This window comes from Plantactinospora sonchi (assembly GCF_036422035.1).
GTDB classification, from domain to species: domain Bacteria; phylum Actinomycetota; class Actinomycetes; order Mycobacteriales; family Micromonosporaceae; genus Plantactinospora; species Plantactinospora sonchi.
Genome location: NZ_JAZGQK010000010.1, coordinates 120408 through 137563, shown reverse-complemented (window position 1 = coordinate 137563; position 17156 = coordinate 120408). Strand labels below are relative to the sequence as shown.

16 protein-coding genes are annotated in these 17156 nt (G+C 72.3%); 5 read left to right on the top strand and 11 right to left on the bottom strand.

The window, feature by feature from the left end:
• The first annotated feature begins 44 nt into the window (after positions 1-44).
• Together V1633_RS12715 and V1633_RS12710 are read left to right on the top strand one after the other, a co-directional pair.
• Positions 45-842 carry an ABC transporter permease gene (locus V1633_RS12715; RefSeq protein WP_331214474.1) on the top strand — a complete coding sequence of 266 codons (798 nt, stop codon included), beginning with the start codon at positions 45-47 and terminating at the stop codon, positions 840-842.
• A gap of 40 nt (positions 843-882) precedes the next feature.
• Complete coding sequence (locus tag V1633_RS12710) at positions 883-1527, top strand: hypothetical protein (RefSeq protein WP_331214473.1); 645 nt, start codon at positions 883-885, stop codon at positions 1525-1527.
• Positions 1528-1631: 104 nt separating this feature from the next.
• Here the strand turns inward: V1633_RS12710 and V1633_RS12705 are convergent, their stop codons facing one another.
• From V1633_RS12705 to V1633_RS12690, 4 genes are read right to left on the bottom strand one after another with little or no spacing between them, the layout of a single operon-like run.
• The gene (locus tag V1633_RS12705; RefSeq protein WP_331214472.1) at positions 1632-3047 is read right to left on the bottom strand and encodes an AAA domain-containing protein; all 1416 of its coding nucleotides are present in this window, start codon (positions 3045-3047) and stop codon (positions 1632-1634) included.
• On the bottom strand, positions 3044-4564 hold the full coding sequence (locus V1633_RS12700) for a hypothetical protein (protein ID WP_331214471.1): 1521 nt from the start codon (positions 4562-4564) through the stop codon (positions 3044-3046). The genes V1633_RS12705 and V1633_RS12700 overlap by 4 nt, the downstream gene beginning before the upstream one ends.
• Before the next feature lie 34 nt (positions 4565-4598).
• Positions 4599-5759, bottom strand: coding sequence for a hypothetical protein (locus tag V1633_RS12695; protein WP_331214470.1), 1161 nt, complete (start codon positions 5757-5759; stop codon positions 4599-4601).
• On the bottom strand, positions 5756-6697 hold the full coding sequence (locus tag V1633_RS12690) for a hypothetical protein (RefSeq protein ID WP_331214469.1): 942 nt from the start codon (positions 6695-6697) through the stop codon (positions 5756-5758). The genes V1633_RS12695 and V1633_RS12690 overlap by 4 nt, the downstream gene beginning before the upstream one ends.
• 116 nt (positions 6698-6813) lie before the next feature.
• Between V1633_RS12690 and V1633_RS12685 the strand changes: the two genes are divergently transcribed.
• On the top strand, positions 6814-7599 hold the full coding sequence (locus V1633_RS12685) for a permease-like cell division protein FtsX (protein WP_331214468.1): 786 nt from the start codon (positions 6814-6816) through the stop codon (positions 7597-7599).
• A gap of 130 nt (positions 7600-7729) precedes the next feature.
• Here the strand turns inward: V1633_RS12685 and V1633_RS12680 are convergent, their stop codons facing one another.
• Positions 7730-9778 carry an amylo-alpha-1,6-glucosidase gene (locus V1633_RS12680; protein WP_331214467.1) on the bottom strand — a complete coding sequence of 683 codons (2049 nt, stop codon included), beginning with the start codon at positions 9776-9778 and terminating at the stop codon, positions 7730-7732.
• Entirely contained in the window at positions 9775-10236 is a 462-nt protein-coding gene (locus tag V1633_RS12675; protein ID WP_331214466.1) for an SCP2 sterol-binding domain-containing protein, read from the bottom strand. Before V1633_RS12675 ends, V1633_RS12680 begins: the two co-directional genes overlap by 4 nt.
• Before the next feature lie 179 nt (positions 10237-10415).
• Between V1633_RS12675 and V1633_RS12670 the strand changes: the two genes are divergently transcribed.
• Positions 10416-11384, top strand: coding sequence for a fibronectin type III domain-containing protein (locus V1633_RS12670; protein WP_331214465.1), 969 nt, complete (start codon positions 10416-10418; stop codon positions 11382-11384).
• A gap of 18 nt (positions 11385-11402) precedes the next feature.
• Here the strand turns inward: V1633_RS12670 and V1633_RS12665 are convergent, their stop codons facing one another.
• The 3 genes from V1633_RS12665 to V1633_RS12655 form a co-directional block, all read right to left on the bottom strand.
• Complete coding sequence (locus V1633_RS12665) at positions 11403-11861, bottom strand: hypothetical protein (protein ID WP_331214464.1); 459 nt, start codon at positions 11859-11861, stop codon at positions 11403-11405.
• A gap of 19 nt (positions 11862-11880) precedes the next feature.
• Positions 11881-12699: a sugar phosphate isomerase/epimerase family protein gene (locus tag V1633_RS12660; protein WP_331214463.1), complete on the bottom strand. Its 819-nt coding sequence runs from the start codon at positions 12697-12699 to the stop codon at positions 11881-11883.
• A 112-nt stretch (positions 12700-12811) separates the two neighbouring features.
• On the bottom strand, positions 12812-13759 hold the full coding sequence (locus tag V1633_RS12655) for a Ppx/GppA phosphatase family protein (protein WP_331214462.1): 948 nt from the start codon (positions 13757-13759) through the stop codon (positions 12812-12814).
• 77 nt (positions 13760-13836) lie between these two features.
• Here V1633_RS12655 and V1633_RS12650 point away from each other — a divergent pair, with 77 nt between their 5' ends.
• Complete coding sequence (locus V1633_RS12650) at positions 13837-14730, top strand: hypothetical protein (protein WP_407952004.1); 894 nt, start codon at positions 13837-13839, stop codon at positions 14728-14730.
• Positions 14731-14904: 174 nt separating this feature from the next.
• Here V1633_RS12650 and V1633_RS12645 read toward each other — a convergent pair whose 3' ends face one another.
• Positions 14905-15588 carry a response regulator transcription factor gene (locus V1633_RS12645; protein ID WP_331214460.1) on the bottom strand — a complete coding sequence of 228 codons (684 nt, stop codon included), beginning with the start codon at positions 15586-15588 and terminating at the stop codon, positions 14905-14907.
• A 34-nt stretch (positions 15589-15622) separates the two neighbouring features.
• Positions 15623-16939, bottom strand: a complete 1317-nt coding sequence (locus V1633_RS12640) for a sensor histidine kinase (RefSeq protein WP_331214459.1) — start codon at positions 16937-16939, stop codon at positions 15623-15625.
• Between the last annotated feature and the right edge of the window lie 217 nt (positions 16940-17156).

The window sequence follows — 17156 nt, the reverse complement described above, 5'->3', positions numbered from 1 at the left end:
CGGCCCAGCCCGCCCAACCGGCCCGGCAGGGCTGGTGGCGACAGGTGGCGATCCTGACCCGCCGGATGGTCGCGGTCACCCTCGCCGACCGGATGTACGCGGCGCTGCTGCTCGGTCTGCCGCTCGGTCTCGCCGCGCTGCTGCACGTCATCCCCGGCGACGACGGTTTCACCCGGCCGGTCTCGGGACTGACGGCGGAGGCGTCGCAGCTGATCGTCGTACTGGTCATCGGCGGGGTTTTCGTCGGGTTCGCCGGCGGCATCCGGGAGTTGGTCCGGGAGCGGGCCATCTACCGGCGGGAGCGTGCGGTCGGGTTGGCGCCGGGGGCGTACCTCGGTTCGAAGCTGTCGGTGTTCGCGGTGGTGACCGCGATCCAGGCGGCGCTGTTCGTGCTGGTCGGCCTCGCCGGCCGGCCCGGTGCCCGGGAGGCGCTGGTACTGCCGTGGCCGCTGCTGGAACTGGTCGTGGTGGTCTGGATGACCGCGTTGACCGCGACCGTGCTCGGCCTGCTGGTCAGCGCGTACGTCTCCACCGGCGAGCAGACCATGCCGGTGCTGGTCGGGCTGGTGATGGCGCAGTTGGTGCTCTGCGGCGGGCTCTTCCCGGTGGTCGACCGCGTCGGTGTGGAGCAGCTGTCCTGGTTCGCGCCGGCCCGGTGGGGTTACGCCGCCGCGGCGGCCACCGTCGACCTGCGTCCGCTGCTGGCCCAGCCGCCGCAGGAGGCGCTGTGGCGGCACACCGTCGGGGCGTGGTGGTGGGCGATGGGCGTGCTGGTGGTGCAGTGCGTGGTGTTGACGGCCGCCGCCCGGTGGGCCCTGCGGCGCGCCGAACCGGGGCGCTGACCGAGGAAGACGGCAGGGCTGGACGAAGGTTGGAGGATCGGTGCGCCGACGCAGGGAGAACCCGGACGACGTCGCCCGGCGGGAGGGGTGGGCGAGCGCCTGCCAGTTGTACGAGCACCTGTCGGCCGGCGGCGCCCTGCCGGTGCTGCCGCCGGGGGCGGTACGACTGAACCCGGACGAGGTGGCGTACGCCGAGGCGGTGCTCGGCTACGCCCGGTTCTACGGCACGTCGGTGTCGTACCAGGGCAGCAGCACGCTGTTGCTCGGCTCGGCGACGTTCGTGGCGGCCGGGCTGGCCGCGAGCGCGATGATGAACTCGTCGGCGCGGCGGCGGGCCGAGATGTCGGCGGCGGCCCAGTGGCGCGACCACGCGCAGGTCCGGACGCTGCTGACCAGCCAGCGCCTGCTCTGCGACCACCGGGGCCAGTGGTTGAGCTTCTGGCACAACGGCATCGTCGAGTTCCAGGGCGACCTGGCGCAGTGGCTGTTCGTGCTCCGTTACGAGGTCGGTGACCCGATCATGCTGCACGGGCCGGCGGCACCCTGGTTCGCGGTGAGCACCGCCCACCTGGTGTACGGCGGCCAGGGCCTGCACCTGCCGGCGTTGGGCGCGATCGCCTGGTCGGTGGCAGAGGCGGCGACGCAGCAGCGCCGGAGCATCACCGGGGAGATCGTCGACGGGTGATCCGTGGACCGCTGCCGGTGGCGCCGTAGTGCTCAGCACATCAGTGTCCCGGCGTCAGAACGCGACGTGCAACGGATGCCGGGCGACCTACCGCAGGCTCGGCGTCAAGGGAGGCGAACCACCGCCCGATGGGACGTCAGGTACGACATCACGGACTGGTTGGCCTCCCAGCCGTCCGGGAACTTGACCGGTACGTTCAGGTGCACCGGCTCGGTCGACGGATGCGCGTCGAGCAGTTCGCTGATCCCCGCCCGCGCCACCACCACACACGCGTGCCGGTGCCGGGACGCCAACACACACAGCCGCCCCGCCTCCAGGTGGAACGCGGTCGCGTCCCGCCGCCCGGACAGCGGATGCAGCACGATGGTGACGTCGTACTCCCGGCCCTGCAGGCGGTTGGCGGTGTCGACGGTGATCCCCGCACCGGCCCGGCCGAGCCGGGAGCGGATCGCCGCCACCTGGTCGCGGTGCGCCGCCCCGATCGCGATCCGGTCCGCGGTCACCGGCACACCACCGGGCTCCCGTTCCGAGACCGCCACCGCACCCCGTTCCAGGAACCGCAACGCGAGTTTGGCGCAGGCCGCCGCCGCCTCCGAGTCGGTACGCAACGTGTGCCGGGCCGGCAGCTCGTAGAGTGCCCAGCCGGTCGCGGCCGCCAACTCCAGCGCCTCGTCCACCGCCCCACCCCCGAAACCGGAGGTGGTGAACGCCAGCGACCGCTGCTCAGCGGTGGTCCCGGCGGAGAAGCCGGTGAACGGGTAGAACGCCTCGGCCACCACCGGCGCCGCCGGGGCGGGCAGCCGCCACGACACCGGCAGCCGGTGCACCGGCAGCTCCGGGTTGTGGCGCAGCAGCGCGGCCACCGCCGACTGCATCGGATCCCAGGTCAGCCCGAGCCAGCGTTCGGTGTCCACCGTGGAGAACGGATCAAGCTGTCCCGGGTCACCGACGAAGAGTGCCCGGTCGAACCGGCTCGCCACCCGCAGCAGCGCGTCCGAGCGCATCTGGTACGCCTCGTCCACGATCGCCCACGGCCAGCGCCCCTCCGGGACCATCGCCCACTTCGCGGCCGTACCGATGATCACGGAGGACGCGCCGAGGTCGGCGACCTTCGCCGCGACCCGGACCGTCGAATAGTTCTGGATCCGCTCCGAGGCGGAGTAGTCGTTCGCCGACAGCCGGCCGATCGGCAGCTCTGGCTGCGCCTGGGCCAGCCGTTCGATCAGGTCGTCGACCTGCTCGTTCGTCTGGGCGACCACGATCAGCGGCTCGCCCGCCTGGGCCAGCTCCCCGGCCGCCCGCACCACCAGCGTCGACTTCCCGGCCCCCGGCGGCGAGTCGACCACCACCCCCCGGTGCTCCCCGTGGTGCAGGTCGGCGAGGACGGCGGCGACCGCGCGGTCCGCCCGGGCCCCCGGGGGTTCCGTCGCACCGGCCGGATCAGCCCCGGCCCGGGGCGCCACCACCCCCAACGACCGCGTACCCGGCAACACCCAGCGCTGCGGCGGCGACGTTGTCATGCCCACTCCTCCCGGGCGTCGTCGGCGGTCGGCTCGACCGGCTCCTCGTACGCGGTCGGTGGGCCGCCGTGCGTCCACGGTGTCTGCTCCCGGTCCGGGAACTCGCCCGGCGGCATGAACGCGTCGGAGAGCGTCGTGTAGCAGAGCCGGTCCCCCACCTCCGGCACACTGCCCGGTGCCGGGGTCAACGCCCGGCCCAGCCCGCCGGTCAGCTCCAGCACCAGTTCGGTCCCCTCCGACCCGTCCGACGCCGGGTTGACGAACACCACCCGGGCCTTCTGCTGCGGCCGGTCCGGGGAGAAGACCGCCGTCCCCGGAATGATCTGCACCGGGTCGGCGGTCCGGAGCATGATCCGGGGCCGCAGTACCCGCCGTTTGCCGCTGTCGTCGATCCGGTTCGGGTCGGCCAGCACGACGGTGCCGACAAACGCCTCTCCGGTCAGCCGGTGGTCGGCCATCACCAGCGGATCGTCGTACGCCCGCTGGACCGCGTACGACTGCAGGGCCCGTTCCAGCCGGTGCAGTCGGGAGGCGGCGGTGACCGCCCCGTCCCGGCGCGGCTGTGGAAAGCCGACCTCTTCCAGGTACAGGATGAAGTTGGTGAAGGCGTCCCGGTCCTCGGCCCAGCGCTGCTCCACCCGCCCGCCCGCAGGCAGCGCCCGCAGCAGGCCCAGCCCCTGCCACATCAGCCGCCAGGTCGGTTCGAGCTGCGACCGCAGCGCCTCGGCCAGTACGTCCGCGGCCCGCGCCTGACGTGCCGGGTCGCCGGCCGCCTCCTCGTACCCGGCGATCGCCGGCGCCAGGATCTCGTTGTCGAACGTCGGGTCGGTCAGCGGCCCGGCCGGCGGCCAGCTCACCGGATCCTCGGCGAGCGCCGCCGCCTCCGCCCCGGTCAGCCCCGGCGGCGGGTCGATCCAGCCGAGCAGCGCGGCGAGGTGCGCGTCCTCCAGCGGGGACTGCCCGGTCGCCCAGTGCATCGTCAACGCCTCGGTCAACCCGAGCAGCAGGCAGGAGCCGGGATGTTCGGCCCGGTCGGCGAGGAACGTCAGCCAACGCCCGAGCTCCGGCACCGCCGGATGCACCGGATAGTCCCCGTCGGTACGCCGGAACCGGGTCGACCGGCCGAACAGCCGGACGAACTGGATCCCGGCCGAGTTCGGCACCACCACCTGCGGCGCGTCGACGTACCGGTGTCGGACCTCCTTGCCCCGGTTGACCGCGACCGCCTCGGCGACGCCCCGGAAGCTCGTCAGGTACGGCAGGACGATCCCGGCCAGCTCGGCGGCGAAACCGAACCGCTGGTCACGGTTGCGCGGCTGCGGCACGAAGAGCAGCCTCGGGTCGGCCGGGTCGGTGCCGACCAGCGCGGCGAGCGGGGCGTTCGCCTCACCGGCCATGCTCAACGGGATGACCACCAGCGGCCGGGTGCCCAGGTGCAGGTGCCGGACCGTGGTGATCCGCTGGGCACGTCCGGCCGCGACCGCCTCGGCCCGGGCCAGCGCGGTCAACGTACTCACCTCGGGCCTCCGGGACGGCCCACCGGACGCGTACTCACGACGGTGACCCGGCCAGGACCTCGGCGCGCAGCCGGGCGGCGGCCTTCAGCAGCGCGGCGGCCTCCTCCTGCTCCTCGGCCGGGGTCAGCCGGTCGCCGGCCAGCCCGAGCACGGTCTCCACGTGCTCGATCCCGCCGAGCGCCTCCCGGGTCGACGGGCCGAGCGCCGCCGTGCAGCCGCGCGCCTCGTCCCGGCAGAAGTAGGCCAGCTCGCAGACGGCCAGGCAGTCCGGCGCGTAGCGGGCCTCGATCACCTGCAACGCGCTGACGATCGCCGCCGGCTCCCGGGTCGGCACCCCGGCCGCGTCCGGCGCCAGGTCGAAGCTGAGGTCCGCCGGCAACGCCGCCAGCAGCTGGTCGACCCTGGTCATCCGGCTCAGCTGCCGCCGCAGCACGGCCAACTGCTTGCGTACGTCGACCAGCACCGCCGTCGGCTGGTTGGAGAAGTCGCGCGGGCAGACCAGGATCACGTCGTGCGAGACGATCTCCGGGTCGAATCCGGCCCCGGCCAGCAGTTCCCGCATCGCCAGCACGTAGACCGCCGACTGGATCGCCGCCGCCGAGACCTTGCCCGCGTCGGCCTGCCCGTCCACCACCGCGAACGACTTGATCTCGACGACGTGGAACCGGCCGTTGGCCTGGAAGGCGATCAGGTCCGGTTCCAGGTAGACCGACTGCCCGGCGACGTCGATCCGGAGCAGCGGATGGTCGAAGAGGGTGCCGGCGTCGTCGGCCCCGGCGGCGGCCCGGATCAGCAGGGCCCGGGAGCGGGCGTACCGGACCTCGGCAGACTCCTTCTCCCGGCCGGTCACCGACTCCAGGTCGTCGTACGACACCTCGGGGATCGGCAGTCCGAGCCGGTCCCGGAGCAGGGCCAGCAGTTCGGCGGCACCGCTCGCCTTCACCTGCGCCTCGAACGCGTTGCCCCGGGCGATGGCGAAACCGGACTGGCCGAACCGGGCCGGGAAGTCGACGTACGCGGCCAGCCGCTGCTTGTCCACCCCCGCACAGTCGAGTACGGCACGTCGGGCGCAGCCGGGATTACGGGTCAACGCCGCGATGGTCCGGGCGTTGTGCCGCTTCGCCGTCGTACCGCCCCGGATCGCGGCCAGCCGCTCGGCGGTACCCACTCCGGTGCTGGTGATGCTGCTCGTCATGCCGTCCTCGTCTCCCTGACCCGGTCCAGCGTGTGGCCGAAGAGCCGCGCGACGTCGTCGAGTTGGCGGCGGGCCCGGTCGGCTGCCGCCGCCCGCTGTGCCCGGTCGGCCTCGGCGTGCACCTCGCGCTCGTGCTCGGCAGCTTCGATGATCACCCGGGTGTCCACTGTGCCGGGTATCTGCCCGGCCGACGCGCCGGGGATGTTGGTGGCGAACCGCCACAGCAGGCGGGTCACCTGGGCGTTCGGCTGCGGCAGCCGGGCCGCCCGTTCGGCGATCCGGACCGCCGCGGTGAGGAAGTCGACCCGGGGACTGAGCGGGCCGACGATCCGCCGTTCCAGCGGCCAGGTCGAGACGGCGAAGAGGCCGCGCGCCGGCGTCAGGTGGTCGGCGGTCAGCGCGGAACAGAGATAGTACGGCCGCGAGTGCCGGGCGGTCTCGTACGACCGCTTCTCGTCCCGGCGCAGGTGGGTGAGGCGGGCCGGGGCCAGCGCCTGGCCTTCCCCGTCGAGGAACGCCTCGTGCACGTCGGCGATCAGTTTCGACGCGGCCGGTACGCAGAGCAGGGTCAACGCGTGGTGCACCTGCTCCCGGACCGGCAGCAGCGATCCGCCCGCCCGACCCGACTGCTCCGGCGCTCCCACCCGGCCCGGCTGCCGGGGGACCGTCGCCCCGGCCGGGCCCGGCCGCTCGGCTACGCCGGCTCGGCGTGGCGGCTCGGACGGTGCCGTTGCCGGGGCGACGGGCGACGCCGACCCGTCGTCGCCGGTCGTCTCGTCGGTGAGGTCGGCGATGGCCTGCTCCCAGGCGCGTTCGGCGGCCCGCAACTCGGCCCGGAGCGCCCGGGTACGCGGATTGTCCCGCGCCACCACCGAGCGACGAATCTCCGCCCGGAGGGCGTCGATCCGCCGTTCGAGCACCTCCACGGACTCCGCCATGAGGCGTGAGCGTACAAGTTCCAGTCTTTTCCAGCAAAGACCCGTATATGTCCGCGTGTCGGGGCTTGAGAATTCCCGACGCCCCGGATAGACCGCCTCAACTACGCTGCCGGACCATGTGGAAGAAAGCCTCTGCCGTGCTGGTGACGGTCCTGCTCGACACCGGCCTCGCCGGCTGCACCTCCGACGACAAGGCCGACGGGCCGGCCCCCGCCATCTCGGTGTTCCTGGCCGGAGACGTGACCGAGCAGCAGAAGCAGGCGATCGAGACGAGGTTGCGCGCCGTACCGGGCGCGGTGGAGGTCACCCTCAGCACGCGGGAACAGGCGTACCAGCGGTTCAAGGAACTCTTCAAGGACCAGCCGGAACTGCTCGCCCAGGTCAACCCGGAGTCGCTGCCGGAATCCCTGGTGCTGACCGTACGTGACCGGGACGCCTTCGACCGTGCCGCCGCCAGCCCGCTCCGCACCGAACTCGGACAACTGCCGGGCGTGGACGACGTGGTCTTTCCCGGCAAGCCCGGCGACGGGGCGGTCAGCGAGTGTGTGACCGACCTCCCGCCGCTGGAGGGCGTCACGCCGAACGAGATCTGGGTGGCGCTGGCCGACAGTGCCGACGAGACGCAGCAGCAGGTCGTCGTGGCGAAGCTGGAGGCCTTCCCCGGGGTGACCGACGTGGTACGGGAAACCCGCGACCAGGCCGCCGAGGGGTTCCAGAAGCGGTACGGGCTGGATTCCGACAAGCTCGCGGAACTCGCGAAGCTCCGTCCCGAACTGGTCAAGCCGCGACTGCGGGTCACGTTGGCCGACGCCGCCGCCGTCGCACAGGTCACCACATCCGACCTCGACGACGAACTGTGCCGCACCCCGTGGGTCGAGCGGGTGCTCATCCCGCCCCGCTAGCGTCGCGACCCAGCAAACCGGACCAATGTCGACGGCACTGGACGGATCATGTCGAGCCTGTCGCCCCGGGGATGTCCGCGACCGCCGCGACCGCCCGCCCGCCGGCCTCGCCGACGTGCCGGGCCGTACGTCAGGGACGGTAGTCCACGTCCCGGCGGCCCCACCGGCCGGGAATGTTGCTCAGCCGCACCCGGCCCAGCTCACGCGGCACCTCGGGGTCGACCGCGAGTTCGTCGCCGGACGAGTTCAGCCCGAGCACGATCCGCAGCAGCAACAGCGGCGCTCCGGTCGACCACGCCTGCGGACTGCAGGCGGTCGGGTATTCGACCGGGGCGTCGGTCGTCTTCCGGTCGTACCCGGCGAACGCCTCCGGCAGCCGCCCGCCGAAGTGCGCCGCCGCCTCGAAGATGTCGCGCGCGATCCGGGCCGCCTCCGCCCGGTATCCGTACCGGCGCAGGCCCCAGGCGATGAACGAGTTGTCGAACGGCCACACCGTGCCGGTGTGGTAGCCGATCGGGTTGTACCGGCCCTCGTGCTCGGCGAGCGTGCGGATCCCCCACCCGGAGTGCAGACGCGGGCCCATCAGGTGCCCGACCACGGCGTCCGCCTTCTCCCCGTCGACGATGCCGCTCCACAGCAGGTGGCCGATGTTGGAGGAGAGCGCGTCGACCTGTTCGCCGTCCGGGCCCAGCGCCAGGGCGTAGTAGCCCTCGTCGGCGATCCAGAAGTCCCGGTTGAACCGCTGCTTCAGCTCCTCCGCCGACCGTTCCAGCTCGTCCGCGTACGCCGGGTCGTCCCACACCTCGCGGGCCAGCCGGGCGGCACGCAGTTTGGCGTCGTACGCGTACCCCTGCAGTTCACAGGTGGCGCGGGGCAGGCCGGGCAGTCGCCCGTCCCGGTAGCTGATCGCGTTCGGGGAGTCCTTCCAGCACTGGTTCACCAGTCCGGTCCGCTCGTTGCGGGCCTGGTAGCTGACGTAGCCGTTGCCGAGCAGGTCGCCGTACTCGTCGATCCAGGCCAGCGCGGCCCGGGTCTGCGGCTCCAGCAGTCGTACCAGGTCCCGGTCCCCGGTCCACGCCTCGTACTCGTCGAGCAGGACGACGAACAGCGGGGTGGAGTCCGACGAGCCGAAGTACGGCGTGTGCGGCTGCTCGGCGAAGGCCGCGGTGGTGCCGTACCGGATCTCGTGCAGGATCTTCCCCGGCTCGGCGTCCCGGAAGTTGTCCAACGCCACCGCCTGCGCCCGGGCCAGCACCCGCAGCGTCGAGGCCGCCAGGTGTGGCGCGTAGGCGAGGGTCTGCAACGAGGTCAGGATGCTGTCCCGGCCGAAGACGCTCATGAACCAGGGCAGGCCGGCGGCCGGCACCCGGTACTCCGGGTCGTAATCCGTCAACGCCGCCTGTCCGGTCAGCGGACGGAACCGGAGCGCGGCCAGGTCGACCAGGCTCCGCTGGTAGGTGACCTCGAAATCGTCGTGGTCGCACTCCAGCCCGGGCATCTCGTCGAGCCACGCCTGCAGCTCGCTCACCAGCTTCGGACGCTCCCGCCGGGCCTGGCCCTGCAGAATCGTCCGGATGTCGCGGCCGTCCTCACCGACGGTTTCCACGTGCAGGTGGGTCGTCCACCGCCCGTCCGGCTCGACGTGCACCCGGAAGGTGAAACCCTTCTCGTCGACCTCCACCGGACCGGTCGCCGAGATGACGGTGGAACGGGCGTACATGTCGCGCCGGTAGTGGAAGGTCAGCCGGCCGACACCGACCTCGGTGGAGCAGTCCCCCAGCTTCGGTTCGACGTTCTTCACCTCGAAGAGGTCGGCGAAGTCGCAGCCGGCTTCGACCCGGATCGTCAGATCGACCGGGTCGACGCCGTGGTTCAGCACGGTCAGCCACTCGCACATGCTGCGGGTGATATCGCGCTGGCGGATGACCGACACCTCGGACTCCACGTAGAGCGTCGGCTCACCGGGCACCAGGAAGAACGTCGCCTCGAAGTAGTGCGGCTGGTCCACCGACAGCATGGTGAGCGGTTCGCCGTCGATGGTGAGGATCCAGGTGGAGAGGTGCCGGATGTCGAGCGTGAACAGGCCGGTCGGGAACGACCGCGACGGTTCGATGTCGCCGTTGGCGGCACTGACCAGGAACATGTTGCCGTCGAGGATGCGTACCGCGTCGGAGCTCATCGCCGGTGCCTCCGCACGAACTCACGGGGGTGATCGGCGTCGGGGGCGCCGGCGACGAGGTTGGGGATCAGCCAGAACTGGAGGAACTTGGCCGGCGTCCCGTACACCACGAGCCGCTGCCCGGTCCAGGCCTCGACCAGCGTCATCCGGCCGTTGATCATGTCGAGGAGAATCGGCCGGCCGACCTGCACGACCGTGTCGGCGGGGTGTTGCCCCGCTCGGGCGTCGATCCGACCGTCGTCGAACGTGACGAGCCAGTACTCGATGTCCTCACCGTCGCGCTGCCGGTAGTCCCGTCCTTCGGTCACCTCGAACCGGATCCCGCCGGTGACGCCGTTGAGTCGGGGCTCGACGCCACACCGGGCGACCCTGGCGAAGAACGCCGGGATGTCCTCCTCCCTGTCGCCGCGATGACCCACCCACACCCCTCCCGTCCCGAACGTCTGGTTCTCGACCACGGACCGGCTCCGTCCGGCGGAGCAGGTCGCGGTCACCCGGCGACCTGATCGGCTCTCCGTCCGCGAGCGGAGCAGATGGCGGTTACCCGGCGACCCGTCCGGGAAACGGCGGTGCCGGTTGCCGACCGGACATGGATAATCGACTTCTGTCAATCACTCGGGGATCACCGGAGGCTCAGATGGCGATCCGTACCCTCCTGGCGGCGGTGCTCACCATGGCCGGCACCGTCCCGGCCGGCACCGCCGCCGACACCACCCCGCCGACGGTGCCGGGTCCCCCGGTCGCCACCCAGGTCACCGAAACCTCGGCCCTGCTCACCTGGCGACCCTCCACCGACGACACCGGCGTCACCGGGTACGAGATTTGGTACCAGCGCCCCGACGACACCGGCTTCCACAACAACACGCCCGTGCCGTCGTACCGGTTCACCGGGCTGACCCCGGACACCACGTACACCTGGGTCGTCCGTGCCTCCGACGGCCGCGACCAGAGCGGCTTCTCGGCCCCGGTGACCTTCCGCACCGACCCGGCGCCCCAGGAGTCGGAACCGCCGACCGCGCCGGGTGCCCCGGTGGTCACCGAGATCACCGGCAGCAGCCTCGGACTGACCTGGGTTCCCTCCACCGACAACGCCTCGGCGCCGACCTACCTGGTCCACGCCCGCGCGGAGGGCATCGGGCACACCACCGTCGTCGGCGCCGACGACCGGACCTCCACCCAGGTCACCAACCTGATCCCGGACCTCAGCTACGACCTGCACGTGGTCGCCCGGGACGTCTCCGGCAACGTCTCCGCGCCCTCGCCGACCGTCCGCCAGCGGATCGCCAGCGACCCCACCGCCGACTGTCGGGTCACGTTCCAGCCGGCGGCCGCCGGTCAACCGCCGACCCTGTGGATCACCAACACCGGCCCGGTCGCCCTGCCGGCCTGGTCGTCCCGGTTCCGCTTCAGCGGCGGCCAGCGGCTCTGGGACGCCGGGTACAACTGGGCACAGTACGACCGGGACGTGGTGCTCTGGTGGTCCGGCTGGAGCGACCAGTTCAGCGTCGGCGAGTCCGTGCCGGTGGCGCTCCACCTGAGCGCCGGCACCCTGGACGCCCCGCCCAACGACGTCACCCTCAACGGCGTCCCCTGCACCGTCGGCTGACGCGGTGGCGGGCGCGGGTCACCCCCCGGCACCCCGGTCGGGTGGCAGATGCGTCCAGCGGAACCGGGCACCGGGGACCGGCCCCGGACCTTTCGGCTGAGACGTCGTCAGCCGGGAATCGTCCGGCCGGTCGGCGACGAGCGGCCGTCGGCGGCCCCGGATCGCCGTCACGGCGGCCACGGAGGTCACCACCAGCAGCAGCGCCGGAAGCATCCAGAGCGTCCGGTTCAGCCGGTCGGCCCGCGCGTCGGCACAGTGCCGGACGATCCGTTCCCGGGAGCCGTCGGCGTACAGCCGCGGGTCGATCCTGGGACGCAGCACGCTCCCGCAGCCCACCTTCCCCTCGTGCTCACCCAGCCGAGCCGAGACCGGTAGGATCAGCATCAGCCCGACCAGCGCCGTACCGACGAGGGTGGTGACGATCAGGGCGTACCAGGGAGAGCGACCGGCCCGACGTCGTCCGGAATCGATGACCATCGGCCGATTCTAGGGACTGTCAGCCCACGGTGTGCGCGTCGAGCGGGGCCGGGCTGCCGGCGGCCAGGTGCTCGCGGGCGTACGCCAGCGCCGCCCGCAGATCCTCCTCCCGGTCGGCGCGGCTGCGGGCCCGCCGGGTGGAGACCTCCAGGGCGACCGAGCCGGTGAAGCCGCGTCCGGCCAGCGAGGCGAGCAGCTCACCGCAGGGCTGGGTGCCCCGGCCGGGCACCAGGTGCTCGTCCCGGCCCTCGCCGGTGCCGTCCCCCAGGTGTACGTGGGCCAGCCCGCTCCCCATCCGGTCGGCCATCGCCAACACGTCGGTCTGGGCGGCGGCGCAGTGCGAGATGTCCAGGGTGTAGGCGTCGTAGCCGGTGTCGGTCGGATCCCAGCCCGGCTGGTACGGCACGAACTTCCGACCGGCCATCCGGACCGGGTACATGTTCTCCACCGCGAACCGGACGCCGGTGTGCCCGGCCGCCAGCCTGTCCAGCCCGTCGACGAACGACCGGGCGTAGTCGCGCTGCCAGGTGAACGGCGGATGCACGACCACGGTCGGCGCCTCCAGGGACTCGGCCAGGATCGCCGAGCGACGCAGCCGCTCCCACGGGTCGGAACTCCAGACCCGCTGGGTGACCAGCAGGCAGGGCGAGTGCACCGAGAGCACCGGCACGCCGTAGTGCTTCGCCAGCCCGCGCAGCGCCCCGGCGTCCTGGCTGACCGCGTCGGTCCAGACCATCACCTCGACGCCGTCGTAGCCGAGCGCCGCCGCCAGTTCGAAGGCGGCCGCCGTCGGCTCGGGAAAGACCGAGGAGCTGGACAGCAGTACGCGGGTGGTCACGTACTTCAGGGTAGCCCGCTCTGGCCCGTACCACCCGGGACGAGTCGCCGCATATCGGCCATCATGTCCCGAAGCAGCAGTTCAACGCGGTCACCGAAGAATCCGCCGGCGGTCAGGAGGCCGGCTCCAGCTGGTCCAGCCGGCGCAGGATGACACCCTCCCGCAGCGCCCACGGGCAGATGTCCACGGTCTCCACCCCGAGCCGCCGCATCACCGCCTCGGCGACGATCGCCCCGGCCAGCAACTGGTGGGCCCGGCGGGCGCTGACCCCCTCCAACTCGGCCAGCTTGTTCGGCGGAATGTGCCGGATGAAGCCGATCACCTGGCGCAGGCCGGTCTGGGTGAGGCTGCGCCGTGCCCAGAGCCCGGCCGCCGACGGCGCCGCCCCGGCCAGCCGGGCCAGGGTCCGGAAGGTCTTGCTGGTCGCGGCGACCCGGTCCCACTCGATCCCCGCCATGTCGTCGATCACCGGGCCGAGCACGCTCTGCACGTACTCCTCCAGGGCGGTGACCGTCTGGGTGGACGGGGTCGCCCCGCTGTCCGGCCCGACCCCCAGCCATTCCCGGGTCAGCCGACCGGCGCCGAGCGGCAGCGAGAGGGCGAACTCCGGCACCTCGTCGATCCCGGCCGCCATCTCCAGCGAGCCGCCACCGATGTCCAGCACCAGCAGTCGCCCCGCCGACCAGCCGAACCACCGCCGTACGGCGAGGAAGGTCATCCGGGCCTCGTCGGCACCGGAGAGCACCTCGAGGCGTACGCCGGTCTCCTTCCGGACCCGGGCCAGCACCTCCGGCGCGTTGGTGGCGTCCCGGACCGCCGAGGTCGCGAAGGCCAGTACGTCGTCGGCGGTCAGCCGGACCGCCGACATCTTCGCCTCGTTCACCGCTGCCACCAGCGCGTCCGCTCCTTCTCTGCTCAGCGCCCCGTCCCGGCCGATCTGTTCGGCGAGCCGGAGCACCGCCTTTTCCGAATGGGCCGGCCAGGGGTGGGCCCCCCGGTGGGCGTCGACCACCAACAGGTGCACCGTGTTGGAGCCGACATCTAGTACGCCGAGTCGCATGAGTTGCACCCTAGACGCAGGTCGGAAGCGGGTCGCGGGCGTACGCTGACCAGGTGGCAGCACGCAACCAGCTCCGGATCATCGTCGACGACCCCGCCGACCCGCGCAGCCGGGAGGTCCCCCTGGACTTCCCTCGGGAGTGGATCGAGTTCCCCGACCCGGCCGATCCCGAGCACCTGATCCGCGCCGACCTGACCTGGCTCCTGTCCCGCTGGACGTGTGTGTTCGGCCAGGCCTGCCACGGCATCATCGCCGGCCGTGCCGCCGACGGTTGCTGCTCGCACGGCGCCTTCTTCACCGACGCGGACGACGAGAAGCGGGTCCGGGCGGCGGTGAAGCGGCTCACCCCGCAGACCTGGCAGCACTACCGGCGTGGCTTCAAGAACTACACCGAGATGGACTCGGTCGACGGCGAGTCGCCGGCCCGGCGTACGGCGACCCGGGCCGAGGACGCCCCCTGTGTGTTCCTCAACGACGCCGACTTCCCCGGCGGCGGCGGCTGCGCACTGCACGCCCAGGCGCTGCGGGACGGGGTGCACCCACTGGAGTACAAGCCGGACGTCTGTTGGCAGCTGCCGGTCCGTCGGGACCAGGACTGGGTGAAGCGTCCGGACGGGACGAAGGTGCTGGTCTCCACACTGGGCGAGTTCGACCGGCGGGGCTGGGGCGCGGGCGGGCACGACCTCGACTGGTGGTGCACGTCGTCGCCGGAGGCACACGTCGGCACCGACCCGATGTACGTCTCGTACGAGCCGGAGCTGACCGCGTTGGTCGGCAAGGCCGCGTACGCGAAACTCGCCGAGATCTGCGGGGAGCGGGCCCGGCGCGGCCTGGTCGCGACGCACCCGGCGACGGCCGAGGCCGAGCCGGTGACCACGCACCGCGAGGAGGGCGGCCGGGAGCCGGCCAGCCCGAAGGCCGCCGCCGCCGGCCGACCCGCCGCACAGCGCAGCGCCGGCTCCGGCCACTGACCCCCGGTCCGACCAGCGGGCCGGCAGCCCGGCCCACGACCGCCCGGCGGGTCGCGGCCACCCCGACGGGCCGGCCACGCGGCGGGGCCGACGGCCACTCGGCGGGCCTACGACCGCCCGACGGCCTACGCGGGCCATCGGGCGGGCCGACAGCCGGCGACAGTGGCGTGCGGCCTACGGCTCGAACTTGTAGCCGAGACCGCGGACGGTGACGATGAACCTCGGCGCGGACGGCTCCGGCTCGACCTTCGAACGCAGCCGCTTCACGTGCACGTCCAGGGTCTTGGTGTCCCCGACGTAGTCGGCACCCCAGACCCGGTCGATCAGCTGACCCCGGGTGAGCACCCGCCCGGCGTTGCGGAGCAGCAGCTCCAGCAGCTCGAACTCCTTCAGCGGCAGCTGCACCGGCGCGCCGTCGACGGTCACCACGTGCCGTTCGATGTCCATCCGGACCGGGCCGGCGGCCAGGGTCGGGGTGCTGACCTCGACGGCCTCGTTGCCCCGCCGCCGGAGTACGGCCCGGACCCGGGCGACCAGCTCACGCGGCGAGTACGGCTTCGTGACGTAGTCGTCGGCGCCGATCTCCAGCCCGACCACCTTGTCGATCTCGCTGTCCCGGGCGGTGACCATGATGATCGGCACCTGGGAACGCTGGCGGAGCTGACGGCACACCTCGGTACCGGACATCTCCGGCAGCATCAGGTCGAGCAGCACGATGTCCGCGCCGGTACGGTCGAACTCGGTCAACGCGTCGGTGCCGGTCGCCGCGGCCGAGACCTCGAATCCCTCCTTGCGCAGCAGGTAGGAGAGGGCGTCGGAAAACGACTCCTCATCCTCGACCACGAGTACCCGGGCCACGGACTTTCCTCTCTCTGTCGATCCGTACGTCGGACTATCCGACCGGATCGGTCTCGATCTCAACTGACGGGGCTGGCGGCAGGAAGGCGTCCGGTGGACGGGCCGGCAGCCGCAGGGTGAACGTGGAGCCACCACCAAGAGTGCTGGACACCTCGACCCGACCGCCATGGTTGGTGGCGATGTGTTTCACGATCGCCAGGCCGAGCCCGGTGCCGCCGGTCTGCCGCGACCGGGCCTGGTCGGCCCGGTAGAAGCGTTCGAAGATCCGGCCCACGTCGTCGGGGGCGATGCCGATGCCCTGGTCGGTGACGGCGATCTCGATGTGGTCCTCGCTACGGCGTACCGCGACGCTGACCTCCGTACGCTCGCCGGAGTAGGCGATCGCGTTCTCCACCAGGTTGCTGACCGCGGTGGCGATCTGTCCGTCGCTGCCGTAGACGGTCAGGTCCCGCTCGCCGTCGACGACCACGGTGATGCCCCGGGCGCTGGCGGCGGTCCGGGTCCGGTCCAGCACCTCGGCCATCACCCAGTCCAGGGCGACCGGGTCGGGGTCGGGCAGCGGCTCGGCGCCCTGCAGCCGGGTCAGTTCGAGCAGCTCGTTGACGAGCTTGCCGAGCCGGGTCGACTCGTGTTGGATCCGCTCGGCGAACCGGCGGGCCGCCGCCATGTCCTCCGACGGGTCCAGTGCGCCGTTTCCGGCGGTCTGGTCGGTGGCGTCCAGCAACGCCTCGGCGAGCAGTTGCAGCGCGCCGATCGGGGTCTTCAGCTCGTGGCTGACGTTGGCCACGAAGTCCCGGCGTACCCGGGCGACCCGGTGCGACTCGGTCACGTCGGCCGCCTCGACAGCGACATAGCCGGAGCCGAGCCCCATCGCCCGCAGGTGCACGCCGAGCGGGTCCTGCATGCCCCCGTCGCGGCCCCGGGGCAGGTCCAGTTCCACCTCGCGGCGTACGCCGGTACGGCGTACCTGGCCGGCCAGGGTGCGGATGATCGGATGCGCGGCGACCGTACCCGGGGTGGCGCCGACCCGGAGCAGCCCCATCGCCCGGGCGGCCGGATTGACCAGCACCGGGACATCCTGGGCGTCCAGGACGACAACGCCGACCCGCAGCGAGTCAAGGCTCTTCCGGCCGAGACCGGACAGCCCGCCGGCCTGCTCCTCGTTGCCTATCGCCGGCCTCCTGTTACGTGTGTCGCCCGCAGGACCGACCTGCCGGAGGGCGTCGGGTCGGGACCGGAGCACTCCGGTGTCGTGGGACCGGATCCGCCTGTTGAGCCGGTGCCGGAACGGGCCGAAGAACAGGCCGAGCCCGAGTCCTCCGACGACGCCCGCCACCACCCCCCAGTCCACGCGGCGATCGTAGGGTCATCGTTAACCTATCGACCAGGCAAAATTGGGCGAATCACGCGGCCATCCGCGAATGTTCACCGTCCGGCCGAGTGCCGTTCACCGATGTTCACCTCGGAGCCGCCGCATCGCCCTACCTTTGTCGGGACCAATCGTTCATCCGTGCCCCGCCGGACCGGCCCACCCGCCGGCCCGGCCGGTGGTACGCCGGTCGCCACGC